15 protein-coding genes are annotated in these 15,086 nt (G+C 73.7%); 10 read left to right on the forward strand and 5 right to left on the reverse strand.

Going from position 1 to position 15,086, the window contains the following annotated elements:
* The first annotated feature begins 182 nt into the window (after nt 1-182).
* The 4 genes from AB4Z02_RS15430 (at nt 183) to AB4Z02_RS15445 (ending at nt 4,272) form a co-directional block, all read left to right on the forward strand.
* On the forward strand, nt 183-1,016 hold the full coding sequence (locus AB4Z02_RS15430; protein ID WP_441972006.1) for an alpha/beta fold hydrolase: 834 nt from the start codon (nt 183-185) through the stop codon (nt 1,014-1,016).
* 202 nt (nt 1,017-1,218) lie between these two features.
* A complete protein-coding gene (locus tag AB4Z02_RS15435) occupies nt 1,219-2,163 on the forward strand; it encodes an AraC family transcriptional regulator (RefSeq protein WP_441972008.1) in 945 nt (314 codons plus the stop codon).
* A gap of 58 nt (nt 2,164-2,221) precedes the next feature.
* Nucleotides 2,222-2,944 carry a trimeric intracellular cation channel family protein gene (locus AB4Z02_RS15440; protein WP_441972010.1) on the forward strand — a complete coding sequence of 241 codons (723 nt, stop codon included), beginning with the start codon at nt 2,222-2,224 and terminating at the stop codon, nt 2,942-2,944.
* Nucleotides 2,945-2,988: 44 nt separating this feature from the next.
* Nucleotides 2,989-4,272: an amidohydrolase gene (locus tag AB4Z02_RS15445; RefSeq protein ID WP_441972012.1), complete on the forward strand. Its 1,284-nt coding sequence runs from the start codon at nt 2,989-2,991 to the stop codon at nt 4,270-4,272.
* A gap of 193 nt (nt 4,273-4,465) precedes the next feature.
* Here the strand turns inward: AB4Z02_RS15445 and AB4Z02_RS15450 are convergent, their stop codons facing one another.
* Nucleotides 4,466-5,965 carry an AAA family ATPase gene (locus AB4Z02_RS15450; protein WP_441972014.1) on the reverse strand — a complete coding sequence of 500 codons (1,500 nt, stop codon included), beginning with the start codon at nt 5,963-5,965 and terminating at the stop codon, nt 4,466-4,468.
* 171 nt (nt 5,966-6,136) lie between these two features.
* On the opposite strand from AB4Z02_RS15450, the gene AB4Z02_RS15455 reads away from it, so the two are divergent.
* Complete coding sequence (locus AB4Z02_RS15455) at nt 6,137-6,451, forward strand: 2TM domain-containing protein (RefSeq protein WP_441972016.1); 315 nt, start codon at nt 6,137-6,139, stop codon at nt 6,449-6,451.
* Between the two features lie 51 nt (nt 6,452-6,502).
* Nucleotides 6,503-7,393, forward strand: a complete 891-nt coding sequence (locus AB4Z02_RS15460) for a universal stress protein (protein WP_441972017.1) — start codon at nt 6,503-6,505, stop codon at nt 7,391-7,393.
* A 25-nt stretch (nt 7,394-7,418) separates the two neighbouring features.
* On the opposite strand, the gene AB4Z02_RS15465 is transcribed toward AB4Z02_RS15460, so the two are convergent.
* Nucleotides 7,419-8,426 carry a zinc-dependent alcohol dehydrogenase family protein gene (locus AB4Z02_RS15465; RefSeq protein ID WP_056883845.1) on the reverse strand — a complete coding sequence of 336 codons (1,008 nt, stop codon included), beginning with the start codon at nt 8,424-8,426 and terminating at the stop codon, nt 7,419-7,421.
* A 138-nt stretch (nt 8,427-8,564) separates the two neighbouring features.
* Between AB4Z02_RS15465 and AB4Z02_RS15470 the strand changes: the two genes are divergently transcribed.
* On the forward strand, nt 8,565-8,855 hold the full coding sequence (locus AB4Z02_RS15470; protein WP_056883844.1) for a hypothetical protein: 291 nt from the start codon (nt 8,565-8,567) through the stop codon (nt 8,853-8,855).
* Between the two features lie 5 nt (nt 8,856-8,860).
* Nucleotides 8,861-9,358, forward strand: a complete 498-nt coding sequence (locus AB4Z02_RS15475) for a hypothetical protein (protein WP_441972019.1) — start codon at nt 8,861-8,863, stop codon at nt 9,356-9,358.
* 15 nt (nt 9,359-9,373) lie between these two features.
* Here the strand turns inward: AB4Z02_RS15475 and AB4Z02_RS15480 are convergent, their stop codons facing one another.
* On the reverse strand, nt 9,374-9,994 hold the full coding sequence (locus tag AB4Z02_RS15480) for a LysE family transporter (protein ID WP_441972021.1): 621 nt from the start codon (nt 9,992-9,994) through the stop codon (nt 9,374-9,376).
* A gap of 118 nt (nt 9,995-10,112) precedes the next feature.
* Here AB4Z02_RS15480 and AB4Z02_RS15485 point away from each other — a divergent pair, with 118 nt between their 5' ends.
* Nucleotides 10,113-10,469, forward strand: coding sequence for a VOC family protein (locus AB4Z02_RS15485; RefSeq protein ID WP_056883842.1), 357 nt, complete (start codon nt 10,113-10,115; stop codon nt 10,467-10,469).
* Between the two features lie 86 nt (nt 10,470-10,555).
* Here AB4Z02_RS15485 and AB4Z02_RS15490 read toward each other — a convergent pair whose 3' ends face one another.
* Nucleotides 10,556-10,747 (reverse strand): hypothetical protein, encoded by a 192-nt coding sequence (locus AB4Z02_RS15490; RefSeq protein ID WP_156399942.1) that lies wholly within the window; start codon nt 10,745-10,747, stop codon nt 10,556-10,558.
* Nucleotides 10,748-11,083: 336 nt separating this feature from the next.
* Here AB4Z02_RS15490 and AB4Z02_RS15495 point away from each other — a divergent pair, with 336 nt between their 5' ends.
* The gene (locus tag AB4Z02_RS15495) at nt 11,084-12,850 is read left to right on the forward strand and encodes an FG-GAP-like repeat-containing protein (protein WP_441972023.1); all 1,767 of its coding nucleotides are present in this window, start codon (nt 11,084-11,086) and stop codon (nt 12,848-12,850) included.
* Between the two features lie 43 nt (nt 12,851-12,893).
* On the opposite strand, the gene AB4Z02_RS15500 is transcribed toward AB4Z02_RS15495, so the two are convergent.
* Nucleotides 12,894-15,038: a SpoIIE family protein phosphatase gene (locus AB4Z02_RS15500; protein WP_441972025.1), complete on the reverse strand. Its 2,145-nt coding sequence runs from the start codon at nt 15,036-15,038 to the stop codon at nt 12,894-12,896.
* Nucleotides 15,039-15,086 lie beyond the last annotated feature (48 nt).

Genomic DNA, 15,086 nt, shown 5'->3' on the forward strand with positions numbered 1-15,086 from the left:
AGTGGTGAGAGGCGGGTGCCGCTCGTCAACGAGAGTCGCGCCGGTCCACGGCTGCGACCACCGCCGTTCCTCACGCCGGAACGCGCCGGCCGTCCGGCGCGGGGTCGTGGCTCACTGGTCGCGAACGCCGCGTGCCGACCGAAACTCGCCCGCCGACCGCGACCCGCCCTGGAGGAGACACCGTGAGCGCCGTGACCACCCGGACCAGCCCCGAGATCGCCCTGACCGTCGACGTCGACGGCATTGCGACCAACTACCACGACGTCGGCGAGGGCTCGCCCGTCGTCCTCGTCCACGGCTCGGGGCCCGGGGTGACCGCCTGGGCGAACTGGCGCCTCACGATGCCCGAGCTGGCCAGGCACCACCGGGTCATCGCCCCGGACGTCCTCGGCTTCGGCTACACCGAGCGCCCCGACGGCGTCGCATACGGCATGCAGGCCTGGACCGACCACCTGCTCGGCTTCCTCGACGCGCTCGGCCTCGATCGGGTCTCGCTGGTGGGAAACAGCTTCGGTGGCGCGCTGGCACTGAGCATGGCCACCCGGGCCCCCGAGCGGGTCGACAAGCTGGTGCTCATGGGCAGCGTCGGGGTGCCGTTCGAGATCACCCCGGGGCTGGACGCCGTCTGGGGTTTCGAGCCGTCGCTCGACGCGATGCGCGACCTCATGGGTGTGTTCGCCCACGACCGCTCCCTGCTCACCGACGACCTGGCCCGCTCGCGCCTGGAGGCCGCCACCCGGCCCGGGGTCCAGGAAGCCTTCAGCTCGATGTTCCCCGCGCCCCGCCAGCGCAGCGTCGACGCGATGACGGTCGACGAGGGGCTCATCCGTGGGATCGCCGTGCCGACCCTGGTGGTGCACGGCCGGGACGACCAGGTGATCCCCCTGTCGAACTCGCTGCGGCTGCTCGAGCTCATCGACGACGCCCAGCTGCACGTCTTCGGCCGCTGCGGCCACTGGGTGCAGATCGAGCACGCCGAGGAGTTCACGCGCCTGGTGGGCGACTTCCTGGGCTGATGCGCCCACGGTGACCTCCTCTCGCCGTCGAGGCTGCGGACGTTAGGCGCGTCCGCGCCGCGGCGCGATCCGCTGGACGCAGCCCCCATCCGCTGGGCGCAGCGACCCGGTGCCGTCGGGGGATGCGGTCGCGGACGGCTGTTGAGCCCGGTCCCCCCGCTCGGCGACAATGGCGCACGACCATGGGACGAGGAGGTCCCCGTTGAGCCACGTCCTCACCTCGGCTCCCACGTTCGACGACTGGGAGGGCGTCCACGACGCCGTTGCCCAGGCGTACTTCCCGCACTCCATGCGCCCCCTGTCGCGGGGCCCGGCCGGCCTGTCCGAGGTGGGGGTCGTCGACCTCGGGCCGTGCCGGGTCACCCGGATGTCGCTCGGCGCGACCGTGCGGGTGCAGACCGACCACCCGGGCGCCTGGGCGGTCAACATCGCCGAGTCCGGGCGGCTCGAGCACCGCATCGCCGGGACCACGGTGGTGTCCGACGCCGAGCGCGCGACCGTCTGCCCGCCGGACACCCCGATGAAGCTCCCGTCGTGGGACCCGTCCTGCACCCTGGTCGGGTTCCGGGTCGACGAGGAGTTCCTGCGGCGGGAGTACGAGCGGGTCCTGGCCCGTCGGCCCCACCCCCTGCCCAGGCAGCTGGACCTGCGCTCGGACACGGGCCACGACTGGCTGGCCTGGATCACCAGCGCCCTCGACCGGGCCACGTCCGACTCGCCGGGACTCTTGGCCGATCCGCGGATGCAGCGACAGCTCGGCGAGCTGCTGGTGACCGGGCTGCTGCTCACCAGCGCGCCGGAGGAGCCCGCGGGAGCCCGCGGCACCCGACCCCGGATCGTGCGCCGCGTCGTCGCCGCGATCGAGGACGACCCCGCCCGCCCGTGGACCCCCTCCGAGCTGGCTGAGCTCGCCGGTGTCAGCGTGCGCCGGCTGCAGCAGGGGTTCCGGGAGTACGTGGGGCGCAGCCCCTTCCAGTACCTGCACGAGGTGCGCCTGGACCGGGCCCACCACGACCTCGTCCACGCGCAGGACGCCACCACGGTGACCGAGGTGGCCATCCGGTGGGGTCTGAGCCACACAGGCAGGTTCGCGGCCGACTACCGGCACCGGTTCGGGCAGTCACCCTCCACGACGCTCAACTCCTGAGCGCCTGCACGTGCCGCGCGGGGTCGCGCAGGACCTGTACGCAGTGGATGCTGGCAGGGTGCAGAGCGAGAGCGTCAGCGACGTCTTCCGCGTCCTCGACCTCACCGGCGTCCTCGGCAACGCCCTCCTCGGCGGGGTGATCGCCCGCCGGGAGCGACTGGACCCGATCGGCTTCGCGACCCTGGCGGTGCTCTCGGGGCTGGGCGGCGGGATCATCCGCGACGTCCTGCTGCAGCACGGGCCACCGGTGGCCCTGACCGACCATGCCTACCTCCTCACCGCCCTGTTCGGCGCCGCGGTGACCTTCCTGCTCCGGGTCCGCGGCCGGGCCTGGGACCGGCTGTGGCCGGTGGTCGATGCCGTGGCCCTGGGCTGCTGGGCGACCGCGGGAGCCCAGAAGACGCTCGAGGCGGGGCTGGGCTGGCTGCCCGCGCTCCTGCTCGGCACGGTCACCGCCGTCGGTGGAGGTGCGGTGCGGGACCTCGTGCTGCGCAGGGTTCCCGGCATCCTGGGCGGCAACACCCTGTATGCCACCGCAGCCCTGGTCGGGGCCGGTGCGCTCGTGTGGTTGAGCGAGACCGGCCACCCCACGGCCGGCTCGGTGGTGGGCCTGCTCTCCGGCGCGGGGTTGTGCCTCGCCGCCCGGTGGCGCGGCTGGATCCTGCCGTCCGCCGACGCCTGGTCGCCGGCCCTCGTCGTACGACGCCATCCACACCTGCGGTCCAGGGGCGGCCGGCGCCGTCGTTCCGGCCACCCCCCGAAGCCGGCCCCCGACGCCTGAGGCTCCCGCCGATCCCCGTCGAAAACCACACCCCGGAGGCACCCATGAACGACACCCGCCCTGCCGGTGCAGTGCTCGCCGACCTGCCCACGGTGCGCCCGTGGCAGGAGGACTTCTACCGGGACCTGCACCAGCACCCCGAGCTCTCCCACCAGGAGCACCGCGCGGCCGGCGCCGTGGCCGCCCGGCTGCGCGACTCCGGGTACGAGGTGGTCGAGCACGTGGGCGGCACCGGGGTGGTCGCGACCTTGCGCAACGGCGAGGGGAAGACGGTCCTCCTGCGTGCCGACATGGACGCGCTCCCCGTCCTGGAGGCGACCGGGCTCCCCTACGCCAGCACCGACAGCGCCACGGACGCCACCGGAACCCACGTCCCGGTGATGCACGCCTGTGGCCACGACGTCCACGTGACGTGCCTGCTCGGCGCTGCCACCCTGCTCGCGTTGCACCGCGACGAGTGGGCCGGGACGCTGGTCGCCCTCTTCCAGCCGGCTGAGGAGCTCGGTGACGGTGCCCGCCGGATGGTCGAGGACTCCCTCGCGACGAAGGTCGGCGACGTGGACGTCGCCCTCGCCCAGCACGTCCTCCCGATGCCGGCGGGGACCGTCGGCACGCGGACGGGGCCGGCGCTCTCCGCAGCCGACAGCCTGCGGGTCACCGTGTACGGGCGCGGCGCCCACGGGTCGATGCCCCAGGCGTCCGTCGACCCGGTGGTGCTGGCAGCCATGGTCGTCGTGCGCCTGCAGACGGTCGTCTCCCGCGAGGTGGCCCCCACCGAGACCGCGGTGGTGACCGTCGGCAGCATCCATGCCGGCACCAAGAGCAACGTGATCGGCGACAGCGCGGTCCTGGAGCTGAACGTCCGCACCTACGACGAGCAGACCCGCACGACGGTGCTCGACGCCATCCGCCGCATCGTGGTCGCCGAGTGCCAGGCCTCCGCCAGCCCACGCGAACCGGACTTCGAGCTGTTCGACCGCTTCCCGGCCACGACCAACGACGAGGACACGACGGCGCGGGTGCGCGACGCGTTCAGCGCGTACTTCGGCTCGCGCGCGGGGACCCTGCCCCTGCAGAGCGCGAGCGAGGACTTCAGCGACATCCCGAAGGCACTGGGGATCCCCTACTCCTACTGGGGTATCGGTGGAACCGCCCCTGACGCGTACCGCGCGGCCGAACAGGCGGGCCGCGTCGCACAGGACATCCCTGTCAACCACTCCGCTGCCTTCGCACCCGTGATGCAGCCGACGCTCGACACCGGGACCGCAGCGCTCGTGGTGGCGGCCCTCGCGTGGCTCGGGCCACAGGAGGCGCGGGCCACCCCCTGACCGCCTCGCTCTCCCCGGCGCCCCTCGCGGGAGAGCGGGCGGCCACGACGCCCACGGCCCCACACCGCGGCACCGGCCCCGCTCGACAGCGTCGCCGGGACCGGGCCACCCCACTAGGGACCATGGTCCCTAGTGACGTCGCAGCAGGCGTCGGTCCCGGGTGGCATGCGCCCTGCCGCATCCTCACCCACCCTCACGAGGGGTCCGCCGCCCCGGTCCCGAGGTGGTGCAGGGCGTGGGTGAGGGCCGCCTCGCGGGACGTGCCGGTGTGCACCACCGACGCCTCGGGCCAGGGTTCGGCCAGGGCCGCCACCCGGCGGCCGACCGACCAGTCGGCGTCGCTCAGCGCGTCGGGTCGGCTCGCCCGCGAGCGCAGCCGGTCCTCGATGACCCGTCCGGGTGCGGAGCAGACGAGCTCGACCACGGGGGTGCTGGCGGTCCTGGCCAGCGACCGGAACTGCTCGCGCAGGCCGGCTGCCGAGAAGGACGCGTCGACGACGACCGTCTCCCCCATGCCGAGCAGCAGCGCGGCGCGAGCGGCGAGCGAGGTGTAGGTCCGCACCGTCATGCCTGCGGTGTAGATGCCCTGCCCCAGGGCCGCGGGCGCGTGCACCGACGGCGCCATACCGGCGAGGCTCTTGCGCTCCACGTCGCTGGCCAGCAGCACCGCCCCCAGCCGGTCGGCGAGAGCAGCCGACAGGGTCGTCTTGCCGGACCCAGGCGGACCGCCGACGAGCACCAGCCGCACCCGCCCCCGACGCAGGTGGGACAGCCCGATGTCACAGAGCAGCCCCGCCTCGTCGGCGTCGGCACCGGTGCGCGTGTGGTGCCCGGCCGCCCGGATGGCGGCGACCTTGGCGCGCATCACCGCGCGGTAGGCGGCGTAGTGGTGCCGCAGCGACGGCGGCTGGCGGGTCCCGGAGAACTCCGCGTAGTCGTGCAGGAACTGCTCGCCCAATCGCGGGCTGCCGAGCCGTTCCAGGTCGGTGGCGAGGCTGGCGGCGTCGTCGAGCACGTCCATCCAGCGCAGCTCGTCGGAGAAGTCGAGGCAGTCCAGCGCCCGCGGGCCCTCGGGCACGCAGAAGATGTCGTCGGCGAGCAGGTCGCCGTGGCCGTCCCGCACCAGCCCCGCCTCCACCCGGCTCTGCAGCAGCGGCGTGCGCCCGTCGACGAACTCGAGGGCCAGCTCCTCCACCCGGTCCGCCAGCTCGGCGCCGACCGTCGTCACCGGGTGGTCGCGCAGCCCCTGCACGTTGTCCTCCCACCGCTTCCGCAGCGCCTCGGCGGAGCCGCAGCGTGCGATGTCGTCGCCCGTGCGCGCCGTGGCATGGAAGGCGGCCAGGTCCTTGGCCAGCCGGCGCAGGTCGGGCCCGACGTCCGCCCCCGCGCGGACCAGCGTGGACAACCGGCGGTCCTCCGGCATGCGGCGCATCGCCAGCAGGTGCTCGCACGGCCCTCCGTCCGGGTCGCGGACCTCGAGCACCCCCAGGTAGACGTCCGGTGTCAGCCGCCGGTTGAGGACGAGCTCGCGACGGATGGCCGCCTCGCGCGCGGCGCGGGTGGTGAAGTCGAGGAACCCGAGGTCGACCGGCTTCTTCACCTTGTAGGCCCGGTCCCCCATGAGCAGGACGACGGCCGAGTGGGTCTCCCGGACCTCGGCGCCCCAGCCTGCGGCCTCCATGACCTCAGCCATGGAGCCAGACTCGCACCGGCTGCCCCGCCCTCCTCGGGTCCATGGTCCCCCTCGGTGCCGGTCGCCTCGGTGCCGGTCGTCCTCGCTGCGGTCAGGCCGGATGCGGGACCAACGACCCGCCGTCCGTGCGCCCAGCAGACCGATGCTGGGACGGGAAGGGAGATGGTCCGGATGTCAGACGACGTACGCACCCCCACGGGCGCCGGCCCCACCGAGGACTTGGGCGAGCTGCGCGAGCAGGCCCTCAAGCGGTTGAAGGACAAGCGCGGCCTGATGGCCCACGTGCTGTCTTACGTGATGGTCAACCTCCTGCTGGTGGCGGTCTGGTACGCCACCGGTCACCACTTCTTCTGGCCGCTCTTCCCCCTCTTCGGCTGGGGCATCGGGCTGGTCTTCCACGCCTGGGACGTCCTGTGGCCCGAGCCGCGCCCGGACCAGGTCGAGGCCGAGATGGAGCGCCTGCGCCGCCGCAACCGGCACACCTGACTCCCGCAGCACCCCACCCAGCAACCGCACCGACCACCGCGAGGAGCACCCGTGAGCACCACCGACCTGCGAGCCACCACCCGACCGGTCGTCGTCGGCGTCGACGGCCGCCCCCACACCCGCAACGCCCTCGACTGGGCCATCGACGAGGCCGTTCGGCGTCGCTGCGCCATCAAGCTCGTCCACGGCCGTAGCGTCCCCGTCCAGGGCCCCCACATCGAGCCTCTGATGGCCGCCTCCGACGAGGTAGCCAAGCGGGTGCTGCACGAGGCGGAGCAACGCATCCACAGCGTCTCGCCGTCGACCCCCGTGAGCACGGCCACCGGCATCGGCAGCCCCGGCGCCCTGCTCGTCGACGCCTCCACCGGGGCCGGCCTCGTCGTCGTCGGGGCGCGCGGGCGGGGTACGGTTTCGAGCGCCTTCCTGGGGTCCTCCTCGGTCGACGTGGCGGCCCGGGCCCACTGCCCGGTGGTCGTGGTCCGCGAGCTCCCCACGACGTCGTCGCCGGCGTCGGGGGTGGTGGTCGGGTCGGACGGCTCGCCGCTGAGCACCACCGCGATCGGTGAGGCCTTCGACGAGGCCCACGCCCGGCAGGCACCCCTCACCGTGGTGCACACGTGGCTGCTCGACTACGACGACAGCAACTTCCCACTCGTGGACGCAGAAGCGTTGCAGGACAAGATGGTTCGTCAGGCCAGCGACCTCACCGCCCAGGCGGTGGCCGACTGGTCCCAGAAGTTCCCGGACGTCGACGTGCGGGTGCGCGTGCTCAACGCCCACCCCGTGGAGGCGCTCGCCGAGCTGTCGCGCGAGGCGGAGCTGGTCGTCGTCGGCAGCCGCGGCCGCGGCGGGTTCCGCGGGCTGCTGCTGGGGTCGGTCAGCCAGGGCGTCCTGCACCACGCGCACTGCCCGGTGATGGTGGTCCGGCCCGAGCCCGACTGAGCCAGCCGGCTCAGCGCCTGTCGGCTCAGCCGCCCGCGGACCACCCCGACAGGACCGCCACCCCGGTCAGCCGGCCGCTGGACAGGTCCTCCAGAGCGACGTCGGCCGCCTCGAACGGGTACGTCGTCACGGCTGCGCGCACCGACAGGGCGGACGCCAGGCGCAGCAGCTCCTCCCCGTCGGCGCGGGTGTTCGCCGTCACCGAGGTCAGCCGCTTCTCCAGGAACAGGTGCCGCTGGTAGTCCAGGGGCGGCACGTCGCTGAGGTGGATCCCGGCGAGCACCAGCGTCCCGCTGCGGTCCAGGGCCTCGAGGGCCACCGGCACCAGGTCGCCGACCGGCGCGAAGACGATCGCCGCGTCCAGCGGCACCGGCGGCGCGTCGTACGCGTCACCGGCCGACGCCGCGCCCAGCTCGAGGGCGAGCTCGCGTGCACCCGCGCCGCGGGTCAGGACGTGCACCTCGCTGCCCTGGGCGATGGCGAGCTGGGCCGTGAGGTGCGCACTCGCCCCGAAGCCGTACAGGCCGAGCCGGCCGCCCGGTGGCAGCCCGGTCCGCCGCAGCGCCCGGTACCCGATGATGCCGGCGCACAGCAGCGGGGCCGCCTGCTCGGGAGAGAGGTCGCCGGGCACCCGGTAGGCGTAGGCGGAGGGCACCACGACGTGCTCCGCGTAGCCACCGTCGTGGTCCCACCCCGTGAACTGCGCACGGGTGCAGAGGTTCTCGGCGCCGCGGCGGCACCAGCGGCACTCCCCGCACGTGTGGCGCAGCCAGGCAACGCCCACGCGGTCGCCCACCGCGAACCTTCCCTGGGCCACACCCTCGACCACGGTGCCGACGACCTCGTGGCCCGGCACGACCCGCCGGCGACGCATCGGCAGGTCCCCGTCGGCGACGTGCAGGTCGGTGCGGCACACCCCGCAGGCCTCGACCCTGACCAGCACCTCTCCCGGCCCGGCGACCGGGACCGGCCGTTCGCCCAGCCGCACGCGCCCGAGGGTGCCCGCCTCGCCCGTGACCTCCCACGCCCTCATCCGCGCCCTCCTCCTCCTGAGGTTCCGACGTCACCGCCGGCCGACCCGGGACCTAGGTCCCTGACGTGGACGTGGCCTCGCGGCGTTCACTGGACTGACCAGGTGTGTGAACGTCCACACCGGAACAAGGGAGAAGGCATGCAGCCGACGACGTCTGAAGCGCCCCGCACCGAGCAGAGCGCCCTGACGGAGCACCTCACCCACCTCACCCTGCGCGACCTCCTGCAGCGGCTCGCCGCCTGCGAGGAGGCCTTGCGGTCCCCCGGCGCGGCCGGGTCGGTCCGCGCCGGCTCGCCCGAGCGCGAGGCCGTCCTGCACGACCAGGCGCGCATCACCCAGGAGCTCAGGCGGCGCCGTCACCTGCGGCGGCTGCACCCGCACGGCGAGGAGCGTCGCCGCTCGGCGGCGTGGCCGCGGCCACCCTGGTGACGTCCATGGACACCGCGCAGGACCGCGGGAGCGGCGTGGCGTACGAGGTCGAGCAGGTCACACTGCACGACCAGCCCACGCTCGTGGTCCGTGACACCGTCGACGAGGCGGGGATCGGGCCGTTCGTCGGTGCGGCGTTCGCACGCGTCGCCGAGGTGGCGGGGCAGGACGGCATGCACGTGTCAGGGCCGCCCTTCGTCCGCCTGCGGCCCGACGCGGACGGCGCCTTCGAGCTCGAGGCGGGCTTCCCCGTCAACGGGATGGTGCTGGGGCAGGGCGACGTCAAGGCGTCGCACCTGCCCGGTGGCCCGGCCCTGCGCACGACCCACCGCGGCGACTACGCGCGCAGCCGCGACGCCCACGAGGCGCTGCACGGATATGCCGCGCAGCACGGCCTGGTCCCGGCCGGCGACGCGTGGGAGGTCTACCTCGACGGTCCGGACGTCGCCCAGCCGCGGACCGTCGTCGTCCTGCCGACGCGCCCCGGGGGCGGCTCCGGCTGAGCGGGACCCCGACCGTCAGTGGATGGTCGCGAGGAGTGCACCGACCCCGACGAAGAGTCCGCCGAAGATCTTGTTGAGGCGCCGCTGGCCGCCCTCGCTGCGCGTCAGCCGGCGCAGCCCCCGGGCCGCCACCGCGAAGACGAACCACATGACGAGGACGTCGACGAGCACGACCGTCGCCGCGAGCACCGCGTACTGCGTGGCCAGCGGCCGGTCGGGCCGGATGAACTGCGGCGTGAAGGCGAGGAAGAACACGACGGCCTTGGGGTTGGTCAGGTTGACCAGCACGCCCTGGCGCATCATCGACCACCGTGAGCCGCCGCCTGCCGGCGCCTCGTCGTCGACGGGCGCCGGTCTCGCGCGCAGCTGCCGCACCCCGAGGAGCACGAGGTAGGCGGCGCCGGCATAACGGATCACGTTGAACAGCAACGGAGATCCGGCGACCAGGACCCCCACCCCGGCCGCCACGACCGCGATGTGCACGAGGAGGGCGAGCTGCTGCCCGAGGATGCCCCAGATCGAGCGGGCCCAGCCCCAGCCGATGGAGTTGGACATCGTGTTGATGGCACCGGCGCCGGGGGTCAGCGAGATGAGGACCGCGGCAGCCAGCAGGGTGAACCAGAGCGACCACGACACGGTGCGAGAGTCTAGTTTCGGCCACGCGAGCGCCTCCACGTGGTCCGCGACGTGAGCCGGACGTGACCCCGGGACGTTGCGGACGCCGAGCGTCCGCAACCGGGCGTACCGTGCCGCCATGGCCATCGCACGGTTCCCCAGCATCGTCCTCGACTGCCCCGACGCCGGCGCCCTCGCGACGTTCTACGGCGCGATGCTCGACTGGAAGGTCGACATCTCCCCCGGCTGGGGGGAGGTGCGCGCCGACTACGGCCAGTGCATCTGCTTCCAGCAGGTGGACGACTACACGCCTCCTCGGTGGCCCTCCCAGGAGGCGCCCCAGCAGATGCACCTCGACGTGGTGGTCGACGACCTCGACGAGGCGGAGGCCGAGGTCGTCAGGCTCGGCGCGACCCGGCACGAGCACCAGCCCGGCACCTCCTTCCGGGTGTTCCTCGACCCCGCCGGGCACCCGTTCTGCCTCTGCACCGACTGAGGACGTCGTAGGGCCCCCGACCAGTGGTCGGGGGCCCTACGACGTGGTGGCGGTGCCGCGGCCGTCGCGGTCAGCGGCCGCGCCGCTCAGGGGAGCGGGAGCAGCGAGGAGTCACCGCCCTGGGCGACCGCCGGGCCGGCGACGTCACGGGCGGGGGTGCGACGGGAGGCCGAGGCCCCGACACCGTCGAGCCGGTCGAGAGCCGACACGTCGTCGTCCACGAGGGGAACGAAGCGCTCCAGGAACAGCTGCCACATCGCCGCACCGACCTTTCTCACGTGACCCACCTCCGGACGCGTGCCCAACCAGGGGCACAGAGTCGAGGATGGGCGGCTCGGCGTCCGGGACGCACGCTGTGACGCGTCCACTCATCCATTCTGCTGACATCGTCACCCATTCGTATGATGCCTCGCAACCGCAAACGGGTGGCATCCGGGAACGCGTGGGCCCATCCGGGTACAGATGCCACAAACTGGACACTCCCCCACACTGCTGCGACCGCGATCCTCCCCGGGTCCTCCAGAGGTCCTCTCCGGGTCCTCCCGAGGTCCTCCCCAGGTCCTCCCCGCGAGGAACGGCGCGACCAGCCGCCTGAGCCGTCCCGGAGCTGCCCCATGACCACCTCCCGCCGCCTCCGCACCCTCCTGCCGCGCAGGGTCGCGACCACCGCCATGCTCGTGCTGGCCCTCGTCGCCACGGTGGCGGCCACGGGCCCGAGCGCCTCCGCCGCGACATCGGTGCCACCCACGCCGACGGGGCTGCCCACCGGGATCGAGGCCCTGTCCTCCTACGTCGGGGCGAACTCCTGCGACGCCAGGGCGAAGCCGGGCACCGCCGCCCTGGGTGCGTTGCTGGTTCGCACCTACCCGGGCACGACGTACGGGTCGGCACGGGCCTGCGGCTCGGACTCCCTGGCCACCTCCGAGCACTACGACGGGCGCGCGGTCGACTGGATCGCCAGTGTCCGCAACACCACCCAGAAGGCGCAGGCCAACGCCGCCCTCGGCTGGATGCTCGCGACCGACCGGGCCGGCAACACCCACGCCATGGCGCGCCGGCTCGGCGTCATGTACCTGATCTGGAACAACAGGACCTGGTCGGCCTACCGTCCGGCAGACGGCTGGGTGGAGTACCAGGGGTGCCTGTCCACGGCAAAGGCGGCCACGTCCTACGACACCGCCTGCCACCGCAACCACGTGCACATCTCCCTGTCCTGGTCGGGCGCCATGCAGCGCAGCTCCTACTGGTCCAAGCAGGTCGCGCCGCCGGAGTGGGGCCCGTGCCGCTCGTGGGCCCTCAGCTGGGCCTCGCCGCGCAGCAGCGCCAACCTGACGCGCTGCCAGGTGCCCCCGGCGGTCAAGGCGGTGCCCTCGGCGAGCAGCCTCGGCAAGCAGCTGGTGTCGTTCTCGGGCATGTACCTGCGCTCGGGCAGCACGGGCCCCGCGGTCCAGGCCGTGCAGAGCGCCATCGGCACGACGGCGTCCGGGTCCTTCACCTCGACCACGCAGGCAGCCCTCGTCGCCTGGCAGAAGCGTCAGGGCGTCACCGGGAGCGGGGTCACCGATGCCGCGACGTGGCGAGCCCTCATCCGCTCGTATGCCGCGCCGCCGGTCGCCCTCGGGCTCGACGCCACCATCGACTCCGACCTGGTCTCCCTGTCGGCGACGCAGGGGGTCGTGCTCCACGACAGCCCGGCCGACGTCACCGGGCGCAGCCTGGCCGGGAGCTGGGCCAGCGTGGCGGACGTCGTCACCCCCGGTGACTTCACCGGCGACGCCGTCGCCGACCTCGTCACCCGCACCGCGGGAGGCGACCTCTACCTCCTGCGCGGCACCGGCAACGCCACCTTCGGTGCCCCCACGCGCATCGGCTCCGGCTGGGGCATCTTCGACGCCGTGGTCTCGCCCGGCGACTTCACCGGCGACGGCCGACCCGACGTCCTGGCCCGCCGCCGCAGCGACGGCACGCTCTGGCTCTACCGCGGCACCTCGTCGGGGCTCGCCGCCACGGAGACCCGCGTCGCCACCGGCTGGCAGGTGTTCGACCAGGTGTTCTCACCCGGCGACCTCACCGGCGACGGCCGGCCGGACCTCCTCGCCCGCCACCGCAGCGACGGCACCCTGTGGCTGTACGCCGGCAACGGCAAGGGCGGCTGGTCGGTCTACAGCAGACAGGTCGGCACCGGCTGGCAGCCGTTCGTCACCCTCACCGGCGCCGGCGACCTCAACCGTGACGGGTTCTCCGACGTGCTCGCCCTGACCACCTCCGGCACGTGGACGGCCTACTACGGCAACGGCAAGGGGGGTTGGCTCTCGGGCTCCGGCACCCAGGTCGGGCGCAGCGGCTGGCCGCTGGACACCGCCTACGTCGGGGCCCGCTGACCTCATCGCACGCCGGGGTCGGTGACGGTCGCCGGCACGGGCGTCAGTGGCGGTCGCCGACGCCGATCCCCGCGTCGACCCCCGCGTCGGCGAGGGCCACCTCCACCTCGAACCACACCGTCGTCCCCGCCGACGTGCGGTGGGCCCCGAAGGCGTCGCTGACGGCGCGCACGAGGGACAGCCCGCGCCCGCGCACCGCCATCGCCTCGCCCCCGGTCAGCAACGGCTCGCCCCGGTTGCCGCTGTCGGCCACGGTGACCGCGACGACCCCGGTGTCGAGGTCGAGGGTCAGGTGCGACTCGGTGCCGGCGTGCAGGACGGCGTTCGTGATGAGCTCGGAGATGCCGGTGACGATGGTGTACTGGTCGGCCTCGTTGACCGTCCAGAGGTCGAGCTGCTCCCGGGCCCAGTCCCGGGCCGCCTTGACCGACTCCGGCATGGGCGGGACCACGATGGCGGCCCGGCGGTGCCCCACCGGTGACCGGCCGACGGTGAGGACGGCGCAGTCGTCCTCCTGGCCGGATTCGGGGACCATCGCCTCCATGACCAGCTGGGCGACGCTGCGGGGGCTGCTCGGCGGCACGTCGGCGAGCGCAGCGAGCAGCCGCTCCTCCCCCGCGTCGAGGGTCTCGTCGCGACGCTCGATGAGCCCGTCGGTGTAGATCACCAGCATGTCCCCCACCTCGAGGAGCTGGCGGTGGGTGGGCCGGTGCCCCGACAGGCCCAGCGGCGGCCCGACCGCCATGTCGACCAGGCGGACCCGGGGGTGGCCGTCGTCGCGCGCCGCGCGTCCGGAGAGCAGGACCGGCACCGGGTGACCGGCGCTCGCGACCTCGACGACGCCCGTCTCCGGCGACACCGTGCCGTAGAGCATGGTCACGAACAGCTCGCCCCCGAACGCCATCCCGGGGCGCGCGCGGGTGGACCCGAGCGGCATCGACGCCGGCCACAGGGCGTCGAGGTCCCACACGACGCGGTCGAGCGAGGTCATGACCGACTCGGGCCGCGGGTCGGTCATGGCGGCACCGCGGACGGCGGCGCGCACCTGGCCCATGACCGTGGCGGCCATGACCCCCCGGCCGACGACGTCGCCGATCACCAGGGCGAGCCGCCCGTCGGGCAGGAAGAACGAGTCGTAGAAGTCGCCGCCGGCGACCGTGCCCTCCGACACCGGCTCGTAGCGTGCGGCGATCGAGATCTCGTCGGACTGCGGCAGGCTCGGCGGCAGGAGGGTGCGCTGGAGCAGCTCTGCGGTCGAGCGCTCGGCGTCGTAGGCCACCGCGCGGCCGAGCGCCTCGCCGACGAGGTCGGTGAACGCCGACAGGACCGCCACGACGTCCCGTGGCAGCGGCGTGGACTCCCTGAAGACGACGACTGCCGCGTCCGTGCTGCGCGCGCGCAGCGGTACGGCGACGAGCTCGGCACCGTCGGACACGTACGGCTCCCCGTGGTCCAGGGAGCGGGAGACGACGTCGGCGAGGTCCTCGGGCACCTCGGACCAGATCAGCGGCAGCCTCTCCTCGTCCGGCGACAGGTCCTCGATGCGGTGCCGGCGCGCCATCCGCCAACCGCCCGGTCCGGGCGACGGCAGGCAGATGCCCACCGACAGGGCACCGAACGCCGAGACCGACTCTCGCAGCACCACCTTGCACACGTCGTCGACGGTGACCGCCACTGCCAGCGCCGTGGCCAGCCCCGTGACGGTGCGGGCCCGGTCGAGCGAGGAGGACGTCTCGACCGCGATGTGCAGCAGGGCGATGACGCGCCCGTCCTCGTCGTGCACCGGTGAGCCGGTGCGCAGGAAGTGCCCGAGGATCGGGGTGTCGTCGGCGAGGTCACCCGACGCCCGGAGCTCGGTGCCCTCGTCGAGGAACGAGCGGTCGTCAGCCATCGTCGCGTCGAACAGGGCGCCCAGGTGCGAGCCGCCCCACACCTCGGGGACCACCTCCGACGCCGGCCGGCCGAACGCGTGGGGGTGCCGGTCGCCGAGCTGCTCGGCGAAGGCGTCGTTGTAGAGCAGGACGTGGTCGTCACCGACGAACAGCGCCATGGGCAGTGGGCACGCCAGGGCGAGGTCCCACGTCACCTGCAGCGCCGTCGGCCACTGGTCGGGAGCCCCGATGGTGGTGCCGGACCAGTCCAGGAGGGCAGCGAAACGACGCGCACCACGCGCCTTGCCCTCACTCAACGCACTCCGCCTTCCGCCACCACACAGGGTAGGGCCCGGTACCCGCGA

The organism is Pedococcus sp. 2YAF34 (assembly GCF_052114585.1).
Taxonomy (GTDB): Bacteria; Actinomycetota; Actinomycetes; order Actinomycetales; family Dermatophilaceae; genus Pedococcus.

Coding starts and splice junctions, on each gene's coding strand:
- AB4Z02_RS15445 (WP_441972012.1), top strand. CDS start 2,989: ATGAACGACACCCGCCCTGCCGGTGCAGTGCTCGCCGACCTGCCCACG.
- AB4Z02_RS15450 (WP_441972014.1), bottom strand. CDS start 5,965: ATGGCTGAGGTCATGGAGGCCGCAGGCTGGGGCGCCGAGGTCCGGGAG.
- AB4Z02_RS15455 (WP_441972016.1), top strand. CDS start 6,137: ATGTCAGACGACGTACGCACCCCCACGGGCGCCGGCCCCACCGAGGAC.
- AB4Z02_RS15465 (WP_056883845.1), bottom strand. CDS start 8,426: ATGAGGGCGTGGGAGGTCACGGGCGAGGCGGGCACCCTCGGGCGCGTG.
- AB4Z02_RS15470 (WP_056883844.1), top strand. CDS start 8,565: ATGCAGCCGACGACGTCTGAAGCGCCCCGCACCGAGCAGAGCGCCCTG.
- AB4Z02_RS15475 (WP_441972019.1), top strand. CDS start 8,861: ATGGACACCGCGCAGGACCGCGGGAGCGGCGTGGCGTACGAGGTCGAG.
- AB4Z02_RS15485 (WP_056883842.1), top strand. CDS start 10,113: ATGGCCATCGCACGGTTCCCCAGCATCGTCCTCGACTGCCCCGACGCC.
- AB4Z02_RS15495 (WP_441972023.1), top strand. CDS start 11,084: ATGACCACCTCCCGCCGCCTCCGCACCCTCCTGCCGCGCAGGGTCGCG.